We start from the raw sequence: 12,925 nt of genomic DNA on the forward strand, positions 1-12,925 counted from the left end.
GATTGCTTCGCTGCGCTCGCAATGACGCCTCAGATCAATGGGCCAGAATCTGCGACAGGAACGTCTTCGTCCGCTCGTTCTTGGGATGATTGAAGAAGGTTTCCGGATCGGCCGTTTCCACGATCTCCCCCCCGTCCATGAAGACGACGCGATTGGCCACTTCGCGCGCGAAGCCCATTTCATGCGTGACGCAGAGCATGGTCATGCCTTCTTTCGCAAGCTCCACCATCACATCCAGCACTTCCTTGATCATTTCCGGATCGAGCGCGGAGGTGGGTTCGTCGAACAGCATGACGCGCGGGTTCATGCACAAGGCGCGCGCGATGGCGACGCGCTGCTGCTGGCCGCCCGAAAGCTGCCCCGGATATTTATGGGCCTGCTCGGGTATCTGGACGCGCTCCAGATATTTCATCGCCAGATCGCGCGCTTCATGCTCCGGCATTTTCCGTACCCAGACGGGGGCGAGCGTACAGTTCTCAAGCACCGTCATATGCGGAAAAAGATTGAACTGCTGGAATACCATCCCGACTTCGCGCCGTACGCTGTCGATCTTCTTGAGATCGTCCGACAGCTCGATCCCGTCCACCACAATGGACCCGGCATCATGCGTTTCGAGATGATTGATGCAGCGGATCAGCGTCGACTTGCCGGACCCCGACGGCCCGGCAATGACGATCCGCTCGCCCTCGTTCACCGTGAGGTTGATGTCCTTCAGGACATGGAAATCGTCGAACCATTTATCGAGATGGGATATCTCGATAATCGCCTTGTCGGAGACTTTCATTTTCGGCGGAACGGCGGTGTCGGACATGAAGGTCTCCTAGCGGCGCGATCCGGCGTTCAACCGGCGCTCCATATAGGCTGAATAGCGGGCCATGCCGAAGCAGAAGACCCAGAATACCAGGGCGGCAAAGAGATAGCCGGTAATCGCGCCCTGCGGCACCGACCAGTTCGGATCGCTCAATTGCGAGCGCACCTGCCCCAGCAGATCGAAGATGCCGACGATCAGCACCAGCGTCGTATCCTTGAAGAGGCCGATGAAGGTGTTGACGATCCCCGGAATGACATGACGCAACGCCTGGGGCAATACGACGAGCCCCATGGCCTGCCAATAGCTGAGCCCGCCGGCCCGCGCCGCCTCGTACTGACCGCGGGGAATGGCCTGCAGCCCGCCGCGCACCACTTCCGCCATATAGGCCGAGGCGAAAAGCGCCACGCCGACCAGACAACGCAAGAGATTGTCGAGAGAGACCCCTTCCGGCAGGAAGAGCGGCAGCATGACGCTTGCCATGAAAAGAACCGTGACAAGCGGAACGCCGCGCCAGAACTCGATAAAGACGATGGAGACCAGACGGATCGCGGGCATGGAAGAGCGCCGCCCCAGAGCGAGCACGATACCGAGCGGCAGCGAGATCACGATGCCGGTGACCGCCACCACAAGCGTCACCAACAACCCGCCCCAATAGCTTGTATCGACCGCGGGCAGGCCCGGACGCCCGCCAGCGAGCAGCGTGACGGCGATGACGGGATAGGCGACGAGCAGGAAGATCAGGTTGAAGCGCTTCGCCGGCGCCGCCGGAATGAGCGCCGGGACGAGCCCTATCGCGCCAAGGGCGAATACGACATAGACCCGCCAGACTTCCGACGACGGATACCGCCCGTAGAGGAACTGGTCGATATTGGCCCAGACGAACGGCCAGCAGGCCCCGGCATCCGGCCCGAGACACGCCTCGCGCGAGGCCCCGGTCCAGACCGCATCGATAATCGCGAAATCGATCAGCGGCGGGACGACCAGCCAGATGACATAAAGCGACAGCAGGGTCAGTGCGGTATTGAACCAGCTCGAAAACAGGTTTTTCCGCAGCCATGTAATCCCCCGCCCGATGGACAGCGGCTCCCGCGGCTTTTGGATCTGCGATGCCATATCCGTCATCTACCGCTCCTGTATGGCCACACGGGCGTTGTAGAGGTTCATCAGGAACGAGGTGACGAGACTGATCGTGAGATAGACGGCCATGGTGAGCGCGATGACCTCGATGGCCTGCCCCGTCTGGTTCAGCACCGTACCGGCGAACACCGCCACGAGGTCGGGATAGGCGATCGCAACGGCCAGAGAGGAATTCTTGGTGAGGTTGAGAAGCTGGCTCGTCAGCGGCGGCACGATGACCCGGAGCGCCTGCGGAATGACGACGAGGCGCAACGTCCGGCCCGCCGGCAGGCCGAGCGCATAGGCGGCTTCCGTCTGCCCATGGCTGACCGACAGAATACCGGCGCGAACGATCTCCGCGATGAAGGCCGCCGTGTAAAGCGTGAGGCCGAGAAGCAAGGCGATGAATTCGGGTATGAGGCGCATCCCGCCATCGAAACCGAAGCCCCGATAGGCCGGAAAATCGAGCGTGAAAGGCGCTCCGCCGAAAAGCCACGCCAGCGCGGGAACGCCCAGCACGATCGCAATGGCCGTGCGCCAGGCGGGAAATATCTCACCCGTCGCGGATTGCCGTTTCCGGGCCCAGCGAAGGACCGCATAGCCCGCGACCAGAGACAGCAGCACGACAATGCCGAAAAAGGCCGAACTCTCGCCGAAGACGGGCGACGGCACGACCACGCCGCGATTGTTCAGATAGACGCCTTCCACCGGCGAAAGGCTGTCGACCGGCGCCGGAAGCGGCCGCAGAACGGTGAAATACCAGAAGAACAATTGCAGCAGCAGCGGAATGTTCCGCATCACCTCGACATAGGCCCAGGCGATCTTCGAGACCAGCCAGTTGGTCGAAAGGCGCGCCACGCCGACGAAGAAACCGAGGATCGTCGCCAGAACGATACCGATACCGGCGACCATCAGCGTATTGATCAGGCCGACCAGAAAGGCGCGGCCATAGGAGGATTCTTCCGTATAGGGAATGAGCGACTGAACGATGCCGAAACCGGCCGTATTGTCCATGAAGCCGAAACCCGTCGCGATATTCAGCCGCGCCAGATTGGCCTGCGTCGTCGTGACGATGAACCAGCCGCCATAGAGCACCAGCGCGATCAGGGCCGCCTGATAGACGACCGAGCGCACCGCCGGATTGGACCATTTCAGCCCGATCTTCCGCTTGTCCCTTGCCGCTGCCCCCGCCACGCCCGTCACCTATCGGATCGGCGGCGCATACATGATGCCGCCCTTGTTCCAGAGCGCGTTCAGGCCGCGCTCGATTCCGAGTTTCGTATTCGTGCCGACATTCCGCTCGAACACTTCGCCGTAGTTCCCGAGATGACGGATAATGCGCACGACCCAGTCGTCGCTCAGGCCTATCGCATTGCCATAAGCGCCCTCGCCGCCGAGGAGCCGCCGGACGCGCGGCGAGTCGGAACTTTTCATCTCCTCCACATTACCGGAGGTGACGCCCAGTTCCTCGGCATTGATGAGGGCGAAAAGCGTCCAGCGCGCAATGTCGGCCCATTGCGGATCGCCCTGCCGCACCACCGGCCCCAGAGGTTCCTTTGAAATGATTTCCGGCAGAATGAGATGCCGGGAAGGATCCTTCATCTTCAGCCGGACCGCCGCCAGGCCCGACGCATCGGTGGTATAGGCATCGCAGCGGTGATCGTCATAGGCGGCGAGCGCCTCGTCGTTCTTCTCGTAGGAAAGCACCTTGTATTTGTACCCGTTCGACCGGAAATAATCCGCGACGTTGAGTTCGGTCGTGGTGCCTGTCTGTGTGCAGATCGTCGCGCCGTCGAGATCGGCGGCATGCGCGATGCCGGAATCCTTGTGAACCAGAAAACCCTGGCCGTCATAATAAACGACGCCCGCGAAATCGAGCCCGAGCTGCGTATCGCGCGACATGGTCCATGTCGTGTTGCGCGACAGAATGTCGATCTCGCCGGATTGAAGCGCCGTGAAACGGTCCTTCGCATTGAGCGGGCGGAATTTCACCCTGTCCGGATCGTCGAAAATCGCCGCCGCGATGGCCCGGCAATAGTCCACATCGATGCCCGACCAGCGCCCCTTGTCGTCGGGATTCGAAAAACCGGGAAGCCCCTGATTCACGCCGCAGACGAGTTCGCCCCGCTCGCGCACCCGCGCAAGCGTGTCGCCCGCCGCCGTTTCCGGCCGCGCCTCGCCGGTCGCGCGATCCACCGCCGCAAGCCGATTGCCCGCCGGACCGGGCGCTTTGGCAATGGGCATGAAGAGATAGACGATCGCCGCTCCGAGCACGAGGCCCATTAAAAGAGCCTGAAATCGATTCTCCATCCCGCTTCCTTTGCCAGCGCCCTGTGACAAGATGTTATGGTGTCCGCCAAGAGACTAACCACGATGCGCCTCAGCGCAAGGCCTGAGGCAGCCAGCACCACGCCGGGATATTATGAGCGAAAAGAAATTCTCCCGTCCGGAAACGACGATTGTCACGGCGGGGCGCGACCCGGAAGCCAATTTCGGGGTTGTCAACCCGCCCGTCTATCACGCCTCCACGATTCTCTATCCGACCTTCCAGTCGCTGAAGAAGCGCGAGGTCAAATACACCTATGGACGCCGCGGCACGCCCACCACCGCCATGCTGGCCGAGGCCGTGGCCGAACTCGAGGGCGGCGCGCATTGCGCCCTCGCCCCGTCCGGCCTCGCCGCCGTCACCGTCTCGCTGCTCGCCAACCTGAAAGCGGGCGATCATCTGCTGATGACGGACAGCGTCTACGGTCCGACCCGGCATTTCTGCGATACGACGCTCACCCGCTTCGGCGTCGATGTCGAATATTACGATCCCCGCATCGGCGGAGACATATCGACGCTCATCCGGCCCGCCACATCCGTCGTCTTCGTGGAATCGCCGGGCTCGGTCACCTTCGAGGTGCAGGACATTCCCGCCATCGCCGAAGCGGCGCATGAAGGCGGCGCGCTCGTCATCATGGACAACACCTGGGCCTCGCCGCTCTTCTTCAAACCCTTCGAGCATGGCGTCGACATATCCGTTCAGGCGGCGACGAAATATCTGTGCGGCCATTCCGATGTGATGGCCGGCACGATCACCACCACCGAGGAAGCCTGGAAGCAGACCATCGACGGCCATGGCGAAATCGGCATGTGCCTTGCGCCGGACGACGCCTATCTCATCCAGCGCGGGCTCCGCACCCTTAGCGTGAGGCTGAAACAGCATATGGAAACGGGCCTCGAACTGGCGCGCTGGCTGGAAACGCAACCCGAGGTTGCGCGCGTCATTCACCCCGCCCTGCCGAGCCACCCCGATCACGCGCTCTGGCAGCGCGACTTCACCGGCGCAAGCGGTTTGTTTTCCATCGAACTCACACCCTGCACGGACGATGCGCTGGCCGCGATGCTGGACGATCTTGAGCTTTACGGAATGGGATATAGCTGGGGCGGCTATGAAAGCCTGATCGTGCCGCAATATCCCGCAAAGATCCGTACAGCGACGAAATACGCGGCGGAAGGCCCGCTGCTGCGCATCCATGCGGGACTGGAAGCGCCCGAGGATCTCATCGCCGACCTCGAAGCCGGTTTCGACCGGCTGAATGCCGCCCGCTAACCCTTGCCATCGACCGACAACAGGACATCCCCATTGGCCCGCAAAGAAGTCAAAAGCGAAATCGCCGGAAAGGTCTGGAAGATCGAAGCCGGTATCGGCGACACGCTGGAAGAGGAAGATCCCATCCTCATCCTTGAATCGATGAAGATGGAAATTCCGGTCGATGCGCCCTTCGACTGCACGCTTGTGGAAATTCTCGTCGCCGAGGAGGAGCCCGTCGCGGAAGGACAGGTCGTCGCCATCGTCGAGGAAAGCTGAGCCCTACGCTTCCTCGCCGCTTACGCTTCCTCGCCGAAGAGACGCCTCAGATGCGGATTGAGGAATTTGCCGCCGGGGTCGAGCCTGCGGCGCACTTGCTGGAAGTCATCCCAACGCGGATAGAGCTTTTGCAGCTCGGCCTCGCCGAGCGTGTGCAGCTTGCCCCAGTGCGGCCGTCCCTCATAACGCGCGAAGATGGCTTCCACGCCCTTGAAGAGCTCCGCATAGGGCTGGCGATGATACTGGTGGACGGAAATCGTCACGCTGTCGCGCTCGTGGAACGGGCTCAGCCACGCATCGTCCGCCGCGACATAGCGGAATTCGAGCGGGAAGAGGAAATTCACCCCGCACTTCTTCATGTAGGCCCCGACCTCTGCGATGCAGTCCGGCCCGCGCTCGGCAGGGACGGCATATTCCATTTCGTTGAACCGGACGTTCCGGTCGCTCGGAAAGGCATCGTATGACCATCGCGCCTTTCCGGCCTGGCCCGGCGCATAACGCTCGCCCGCATTGCGCGTCATGAAGCGCTGAAGCGGCCCGCGCAATGGCGGCAGGAAACGCGCCGCCTCGCAGGCGCGCTGCATGATTACGTCGCCACGGGACATTTCGCCGTCCGGCGCGCGACGACGCGGCTTCGCGGGCCGATCCGTTTCGTTGAGCGTCTTCACCAGCACGTCGTCGGCAAAGGGAAACCAGAAAAACTCGAAATGGCGGTTGGCATCGCGCATTTCCGGCGCCTTGGCCAGCGCCTCGGAGAGCGCCATGCGGCCGCCGCCCTCTTCCAGCGCATAGGACGGCCGTAACTGCATCTCGATTTCGCTCATCACGCCCAGGCTGCCGAAACTGACACGGCCCGCATCGTAAACGTCGCTGTTCTCGGCCCGGCTGCACTCGAGCACCTCGCCCGAGGCCGTGACCAGACGGAAGCCTTTCACCGCGGCCGAGAGAGAGCCGAGCTTGCCGCCCGTGCCATGCGTTCCGGTTCCCACCGCGCCGGCGAGCGCCTGACGGTCGATATCGCCCTGATTGGCAAGCGCCAGCCCCTTTTCGTGCAGCAGCGGACCGAGATCGCGGATCGTGGTGCCCGCGGCGATGCGCGCCGTCTGCGCATTGGCGTCGTGGGACGCCACACCGCTCATTTTTTCCAGAGAAAGCAGCACATCGTCGGAGGGAACGATCGCCGTGAAGGAGTGCCCCCGGCCCGCAACGCGAACGGGGCCCGACGCCTCGCCGACGATGCCCGCCAGCGCCGCCTCGTTCTCCGGCGTCAGGATTTCCTTCGGCCAGGCTTTGACCCAGCCCGACCAGTTCGACCAAACGGTACTCATGGCTCCTCCTGTTCTATGCGGTCATGCTACCCGCTTGCCCGGCATGGCGACAGACCCTTGCCCGCAAACGAAAATCCCCGGCACAAGCCGGGGATAATGCCGCGGGGTATGAAGACACCGCGATCCTATTTCATGGACTCCGCCGCCGCCGCGGGCGCAAGCGGATCCTGCGGCTGCGATTTCATCATTGTCGCCGCCATTTTGGAGGCCGCCTTGATATCCGCGGGCTCCATCTCCTTCGACAGACGCTGGATCGCCTCGGCGGGATAGTTTGGGAAACCGTTCTTGGCCGCCATGAGATAATAGGCGTAAGCGAGCTTCAGGTTCTTTTCGACGCCCTCGCCGTCCTCATACATGGTGCCGATATTGTACTGCGCGTCGGGCTTGCCGTTATCCGCCGCCGCCTTGTACCACCTGGCCGCGAGTTCCCGGTCATGCTTCACGCCCCAGCCCTTGTCGTAATAGGTGCCGAGATCCATCTGCGCCCGGGGGTCGCCGCCTTCCGCGCCGATCATCATGTATTTCACCGCGTCGGTCATGCTCCGGTCCACGACCTTGGCATCGAAATACTCTTCTCCCAGACGGAAGGCCGCGCCCGGATCCTGCTTCTCTTCCACGGCGCGTTTCCAGACCTTCATCGCCGCCTCGTAAAAGCCCCGGTGATAGAGGTCCACACCGGCCGCCTCGCTGGCGTCCTTCACCTGGTCGGCCGTGGTGATCAATTCGTCGGTCTCGGCAAAGGCCGGCCGCACGAAGTTCAACGACAGGGCCAGCAGCAAAGCCGCCGCGGCCACCGTCAGCGCGGTCAGTACATCCTGGCGTTGCCGGGCCGACCCGCTCGTTTCCTTGTGCATGAAATAGCCTCCTCCGCTCGTTCTCCAATGTGCATACGGCACTGCACATCATCCCTGCCATGAAGGATGAAAGTCATCGCCAAGCGGCGCAACTTAAACCTTGGTTATCTGGCCCGGACGGCGGGTCGCTCAGCCGTCGCGGCGAGCATCGGGCGTGATATGGGTCCCCGCCTCGCCCTCGAAAACCGCCAACGCCCTGGAAAGACTGCCGATCGAGGCGGTTTTGCCCGCTTCCTGCGCGAAATAGGCGGCGGCCTCCACCTTGGGGCCCATGGAGCCGGCCGCATAGCCGGAGCCGTCCGCCTCGGCAGCTTTAATTTCCGTAATCAAGGTCTGATCCGGCGTTCCCCACCCCGCGAACACGCCATCGACATCCGTCAGAATCACCAGCCTGTCCGCCTTGAGCCGATGCGCCAGCAAAGCCGCCGCGCGGTCCTTGTCGATCACGGCCTCCACGCCGGAAAGCCCGCCGCCTTCGCGCGGAATGACGGGAACGCCGCCACCGCCGGCGCAAATCACCATCGCGCCGGAGGCAAGCAGCGTGGAGATGGCCGACAGCTCCACGATCTCGCGCGGACGAGGCGACGCCACGACGCGCCGCCAGCCGGCCTTGCCCTCGTCCACCATGTGCCAGCGCCGCGCCGAGGCCAGCTCCTTTGCCTGCTCCGCCGTATAAACCGGGCCGATGGGCTTGGTCGGCGTCTGGAAGGCGGGATCCTCGCCATCGACCACGGTCCGGGTGATGAGCGTCGCAATCGAACGATCCGCGAGTTCGGCCTGAAGTTCCTGCGCGATGACATAGCCGATCATGCCCTGGGACTCCGCGCCCAGAATGTCGAGCGGATAGGACGGCACGTCCTTATAGGCATCCGCTTCCAGCGCGAGCAGGCCGACCTGCGGACCGTTGCCATGAACCAGAACCAGCTCATGGCCTTTCGCGATAGCCGCGAGCTGGCCCGCCGCTTCGCGCATGTTCCGGCGCTGGTTCTCCGCCGTCAGCGGTTCACCACGCTTCAGAAGGGCATTCCCGCCCAAGGCAACGACAATCCGCATGGCCTCAACCCTACCCGGCAATGCCCACAGGTTGCTGCTGCGTGATGCAATGAATATTGCCCCCGCCGAGCAGGATTTCCCGCGCGGGCACCTGCGTCACATGACGCCCGGGAAAGAGCTTGCGGAGCGTCTCGGCGGCTGGCTCGTCCATCGGATCGCCGAAGGCGGGCACGGCCACCACCGAATTCCCGATATAGAAGTTCACATAGGACGCCGCCATCCGGTCGCCCTCGCGCCGGGGCTGGGTTCCCTCGACGACATCGACCCCCGCCGACTCTTCAGCCGTGATGAGGATCGGCGACGGCTGATGAATCTTGTGGATGTCGAGCTTGCGGCCCCGCGCATCGGTCGCCGCGCTCAGCCGCTCGTAAGCGTCGAGCGAAATCTCGTATTGCGGATCCGACTTGTCGTCCGTCCACGTCAGCGCGACGACGCCGGGCTCCACGAAGCAAGCGATATTATCCACATGCCCGTTCGTTTCGTCGTTGAAAACGCCCCGCTCCAGCCAGATCACCTTGGTGATGTTCAGATACTCGCCCAGCACGTCTTCAATCTCCCGACGCGAAAGCCCCGGATTCCGGTTCTTGTTGAGCAGACATTCCTCGGTCGTCAGCAAGGTGCCTTCCCCGTCGACGTGAATGGAGCCGCCCTCCAGCACGATGGGCGCGCGGTAGCTGTGCGCCTTCTCGATTTCGGCAACCTTCAACGCGACGAGATCGTCCTGATCCCACGGAAAATAGAGCCCACCTTCCAGACCGCCCCATGAATTGAAGATCCAGTCGATGGCCCGGATCTCGCCATCGGCATTGGTCACGAATGTGGGACCGCAATCGCGTATCCATGAATCGTCATTGGAGATTTCGACGACCCGCACGGTCTCCGGCAGCATGGCCCGCGCATTCTGGAACTGGCGCGGGGAAACCGCCATCGTAACCGGCTCGCTGGCGGAAATCGCCCGGGCCACGGCGACGAACGCCTCCTGGGCCGGCTTCGCGCCGAGACGCCAGTTGTCCGGCCGCTCGGGCCACAAAATCCAGCACCCCGCATGGGGCTCGAATTCGCCGGGCATCCGGAAGCCGTCGGCACGAGGGGTGGTTTGCAGGCGTTTGCTCATGGCACTCTCCAAAAGAACGGATGCCGGGCCCCGAAGGGCCCGGCGCATTGAACCCGGGTCAGACTTTCTTGCCCATCCGGATCAGCACTTCACCGACGATCAGCGTCGCGACCACGCCGGCGACGATGGACAAGGCATAGTTCCAGTCGAACTCGCCCGGAATGTAGATGAAGAACACGATCGCCTGGACGATGAACGCCATGCAGACAAGCGACAGGACCCAGGCCGTGCTGTTGCCCCCCGGGACGCGATAGGCGCGCGGCCGGTCGGCATCGATGGTCCTGAGCCGCAGGAAGGCGGCGAACATCAGCAGATAGGGCAACAGGAACACCACCGACGAGAAGGCGAAAAGCGTCCAGAACAGGTCTTCCGCATCGGCCGCCATGAAGCCGTAGATCACGATCACGACGGTCGTCACCACCGCAGTCACGATGGCCGCCGAGGCCGGCGTCTTGTGAACCGGATGCAGCTTTTCGAACATCGTCGGCAATGCGCCCTCATTGGCCGCTTCCGCCGCCGACCGGTTCGCCCCGAGCGTCCAGGTCACCATGTTCGCCACGAAGGTGTAGAGCGCCATGATACCCAGCACATAGACGGCGGCCTGCCCCGCTCCGCTATCGCCGAGCAACTGACGAAGCGTATCGATGATGCCTTCCACGAGATTGATCTCGTCCATCGGCAGGGCGATCAGAATTCCGATGGTGCCCAGCAGATAGAAAGCGGCGATCAGAACGCCCGATACCACGATGGCGAGCGGCACGTCGCGCGCGGGGTTTTTCATCTCCGCGCCGGCACCCGACATCAGCTCGAAGCCCATGAAGTTGTAGACAATGACCGGCAGGAAGGCGAGCGTCGCTCCCCAGCTCGGCGCCATGCTCTCCAGCGTCAGCTCGTTTGCCACGCCATGCTGGCTTGCATAGACGAAGCCGCCAATGCCGATGGTGAGCATGATCGCGACCTTGAAGACCGCGCCCACATTCGGCACCCATTTACCGACATCGAGCGCGATAATGTTGATCCAGGCCACGAGCCAGGTCAGGACGACCGCGATCCCGATCTGCCACCACAGCGGCAGGCCCGGAATGAAGAGAGTGGCAAAAATACCCGCGAACAGAATGAACACGGAAGGCTGCCAGAGAGCCACGTTGATCCACCAGAGCCATGCGGTTCGCCCGCCCCATTTGGGACCGAAAGCGCGCCGCACCCAGGCATAGATACCGCCCTGATCGGGATAGGTGCTGCCCAGTTCGGCCGTGATCAGGCCGTAGGGAATAAAGAAAAGGATCATGGTGAAAATCCACCAGAAGACCGACTGCGCGCCGATCGCGGCGGAGGCGGCCAACTGGTCGATCACCAGAATTGCGCAAACGGTGAAAAGGGTCATATCGAGCCCCCTCAACACCTTCTTGAACCCACCGGCGCCGTTCGCGTCCGGTCCCGCGGAAGTTTCCGACATCTCTATAACCCCGTTTGTTTTTCAGCCGAACTCACTCTCTGAACTGCCCCGTCAGCCCCCCATGAAGGCTTCGATCTCACCTTGATGATGTGCGACGAGAGCCTCCGACGCATGCTTGAGGCGCGGATACACGAAATAGACAAGCAACGCTTTTTCAGTATGAAGACGGTTTTCCGCCTGATCGAAAATGACCGACTTGTCGGAATCCAGCACCTCGTCGGTCGCCTCCACGCCTCGCGAGGCCGGCAGGCAATGCATGATCTTGACGGTGTCGGGCGCTTTGGAAACGAGATCGGCATTCACCTGGAAGGTGGGCATGAAGGCGTCGCGCCGTTCCGGGATCTCGTCTTCCTGTCCGACCCACCACCACAAATCGGTGTAGATGAAATCGGCATTCGAGACCGCCGCCGCCGGATCGTCGGTGATGGTGAGGCTGCCGCCGGACTGCTTGCAGTTTTCCTCGCCGATTTTCCGCATCTCGTCCCAGAGCTGATATTTCTTCGGCGCCGCATGGGTGAAGGACATGCCCAGATGCGTGCAAATCATCATCAGCGAGGTGCAGACATTGGTGGCGTCGCCGACAAAGGTGACGTTGAAGTCTTCCAGCTTCTTTCCCTTGGGCGCATGCTCGATCATCGTGAAGACATCGCACACGACCTGGGTGGGATGGTTGTAGTCGGTCAGCCCGTTGAGCACCGGCACGGTCGCATATTTGGCCAGATCGAGAACGGTCTGATGCTTGAGCGTGCGCGCCTCGATGACGTCGACCATCCGGGACACGACCTTGGCCGTGTCGCTGATCGATTCCCGCTCTCCCATATGAATTTCGCCCGGACGCAGATAAAGCGCGTGGCCGCCCAGCTTCGTCATCGCGACTTCAAAGGACACCCGCGTGCGCGTCGACGGTTCCTCGAAGATCATGCCCAGCGAAGCGCCCGCCAGCAGCTTCGGACACGCGCCTTCCTTGTCGGCTCTTTTGAGCAGGCGAATAAGCTCGATGAGCCTGAGCAGTTCTTCCTTGGAAAAGTCCTGTGTCTGAATGAAATGCCTGAGCACGCCTTGCCTCCGTCGCTGACTGATCCGATGTGAGCCCGGATCGATGGACGGGATGATGCATCCCCGGCGTTGGCCTTTGTATCCGCAATAATACGGATGGCAGGTCGCCGCACCGTCTTGCAGCGCAACAACTGGCCTAAAAATTCAGGTAAAAAACAGACAATGGAAGCGAGTGGCGATCCCGGCAGGACTTGAACCTGCAACCACTCGCTTAGAAGGCGAGTGCTCTATCCAGTTGAGCTACGGGACCGAAGAAGCACTCGGAGGCGGCCCGGCAAGGGACG

Annotated in this window: 12 protein-coding genes and 1 tRNA gene; 2 read left to right on the forward strand and 11 right to left on the reverse strand. The window is 62.3% G+C overall.

All coding sequences use genetic code 11. From position 1 onward, the window contains the following. Positions 1-34: 34 nt before the first annotated feature. From FHS78_RS00650 to FHS78_RS00665, 4 genes are read right to left on the reverse strand one after another with little or no spacing between them, the layout of a single operon-like run. Entirely contained in the window at positions 35-811 is a 777-nt protein-coding gene (locus FHS78_RS00650) for an amino acid ABC transporter ATP-binding protein (protein WP_205305139.1), read from the reverse strand. 9 nt (positions 812-820) lie between these two features. Then, a complete protein-coding gene (locus FHS78_RS00655) occupies positions 821-1,933 on the reverse strand; it encodes an amino acid ABC transporter permease (protein WP_167089272.1) in 1,113 nt (370 codons plus the stop codon). Further along, on the reverse strand, positions 1,934-3,121 hold the full coding sequence (locus FHS78_RS00660; RefSeq protein ID WP_167089274.1) for an ABC transporter permease subunit: 1,188 nt from the start codon (positions 3,119-3,121) through the stop codon (positions 1,934-1,936). 9 nt (positions 3,122-3,130) lie between these two features. Continuing rightward, the gene (locus tag FHS78_RS00665; RefSeq protein WP_425500282.1) at positions 3,131-4,171 is read right to left on the reverse strand and encodes an amino acid ABC transporter substrate-binding protein; all 1,041 of its coding nucleotides are present in this window, start codon (positions 4,169-4,171) and stop codon (positions 3,131-3,133) included. A 178-nt stretch (positions 4,172-4,349) separates the two neighbouring features. On the opposite strand from FHS78_RS00665, the gene metC reads away from it, so the two are divergent. Both metC and FHS78_RS00675 read left to right on the forward strand, forming a co-directional pair. Next, on the forward strand, positions 4,350-5,522 hold the full coding sequence (metC, locus tag FHS78_RS00670) for a cystathionine beta-lyase (RefSeq protein WP_167089278.1): 1,173 nt from the start codon (positions 4,350-4,352) through the stop codon (positions 5,520-5,522). Between the two features lie 33 nt (positions 5,523-5,555). Further along, positions 5,556-5,780, forward strand: coding sequence for an acyl-CoA carboxylase biotin carboxyl carrier protein subunit (locus tag FHS78_RS00675; protein WP_167089280.1), 225 nt, complete (start codon positions 5,556-5,558; stop codon positions 5,778-5,780). Positions 5,781-5,800: 20 nt separating this feature from the next. Here FHS78_RS00675 and FHS78_RS00680 read toward each other — a convergent pair whose 3' ends face one another. From FHS78_RS00680 to FHS78_RS00710, 7 genes are all read right to left on the reverse strand, one after another. Next, a complete protein-coding gene (locus tag FHS78_RS00680; RefSeq protein ID WP_167089281.1) occupies positions 5,801-7,108 on the reverse strand; it encodes a D-arabinono-1,4-lactone oxidase in 1,308 nt (435 codons plus the stop codon). A gap of 125 nt (positions 7,109-7,233) precedes the next feature. Then, entirely contained in the window at positions 7,234-7,962 is a 729-nt protein-coding gene (locus FHS78_RS00685; protein WP_167089283.1) for a tetratricopeptide repeat protein, read from the reverse strand. 129 nt (positions 7,963-8,091) lie between these two features. Beyond that, positions 8,092-9,015 carry a carbamate kinase gene (arcC, locus tag FHS78_RS00690; RefSeq protein WP_167089285.1) on the reverse strand — a complete coding sequence of 308 codons (924 nt, stop codon included), beginning with the start codon at positions 9,013-9,015 and terminating at the stop codon, positions 8,092-8,094. 10 nt (positions 9,016-9,025) lie between these two features. Beyond that, positions 9,026-10,129 (reverse strand): agmatine deiminase, encoded by a 1,104-nt coding sequence (gene aguA / locus FHS78_RS00695; protein ID WP_167089287.1) that lies wholly within the window; start codon positions 10,127-10,129, stop codon positions 9,026-9,028. A 58-nt stretch (positions 10,130-10,187) separates the two neighbouring features. After that, the gene (locus tag FHS78_RS00700) at positions 10,188-11,585 is read right to left on the reverse strand and encodes an APC family permease (protein WP_167089289.1); all 1,398 of its coding nucleotides are present in this window, start codon (positions 11,583-11,585) and stop codon (positions 10,188-10,190) included. 51 nt (positions 11,586-11,636) lie between these two features. Further along, on the reverse strand, positions 11,637-12,641 hold the full coding sequence (ptcA, locus tag FHS78_RS00705; protein ID WP_167089291.1) for a putrescine carbamoyltransferase: 1,005 nt from the start codon (positions 12,639-12,641) through the stop codon (positions 11,637-11,639). Between the two features lie 173 nt (positions 12,642-12,814). After that, positions 12,815-12,891: transfer RNA gene (locus tag FHS78_RS00710), tRNA-Arg, on the reverse strand. Positions 12,892-12,925: the final 34 nt, after the last annotated feature.

It is taken from the genome of Parvibaculum indicum, from assembly GCF_011762095.1.
In the GTDB taxonomy this organism is placed as follows: Bacteria; Pseudomonadota; Alphaproteobacteria; order Parvibaculales; family Parvibaculaceae; genus Parvibaculum; species Parvibaculum indicum.

Excerpts from the sequence above, each read along its gene's own strand:
- FHS78_RS00700 (WP_167089289.1), bottom strand. The coding sequence starts at position 11,585 with ATGTCGGAAACTTCCGCGGGACCGGACGCGAACGGCGCCGGTGGGTTC.
- FHS78_RS00680 (WP_167089281.1), bottom strand. The coding sequence starts at position 7,108 with ATGAGTACCGTTTGGTCGAACTGGTCGGGCTGGGTCAAAGCCTGGCCG.
- FHS78_RS00665 (WP_425500282.1), bottom strand. The coding sequence starts at position 4,171 with ATGCCCATTGCCAAAGCGCCCGGTCCGGCGGGCAATCGGCTTGCGGCG.
- FHS78_RS00650 (WP_205305139.1), bottom strand. The coding sequence starts at position 811 with ATGTCCGACACCGCCGTTCCGCCGAAAATGAAAGTCTCCGACAAGGCG.
- FHS78_RS00685 (WP_167089283.1), bottom strand. The coding sequence starts at position 7,962 with ATGCACAAGGAAACGAGCGGGTCGGCCCGGCAACGCCAGGATGTACTG.
- metC (WP_167089278.1), top strand. The coding sequence starts at position 4,350 with ATGAGCGAAAAGAAATTCTCCCGTCCGGAAACGACGATTGTCACGGCG.
- FHS78_RS00655 (WP_167089272.1), bottom strand. The coding sequence starts at position 1,933 with ATGACGGATATGGCATCGCAGATCCAAAAGCCGCGGGAGCCGCTGTCC.
- aguA (WP_167089287.1), bottom strand. The coding sequence starts at position 10,129 with ATGAGCAAACGCCTGCAAACCACCCCTCGTGCCGACGGCTTCCGGATG.
- arcC (WP_167089285.1), bottom strand. The coding sequence starts at position 9,015 with ATGCGGATTGTCGTTGCCTTGGGCGGGAATGCCCTTCTGAAGCGTGGT.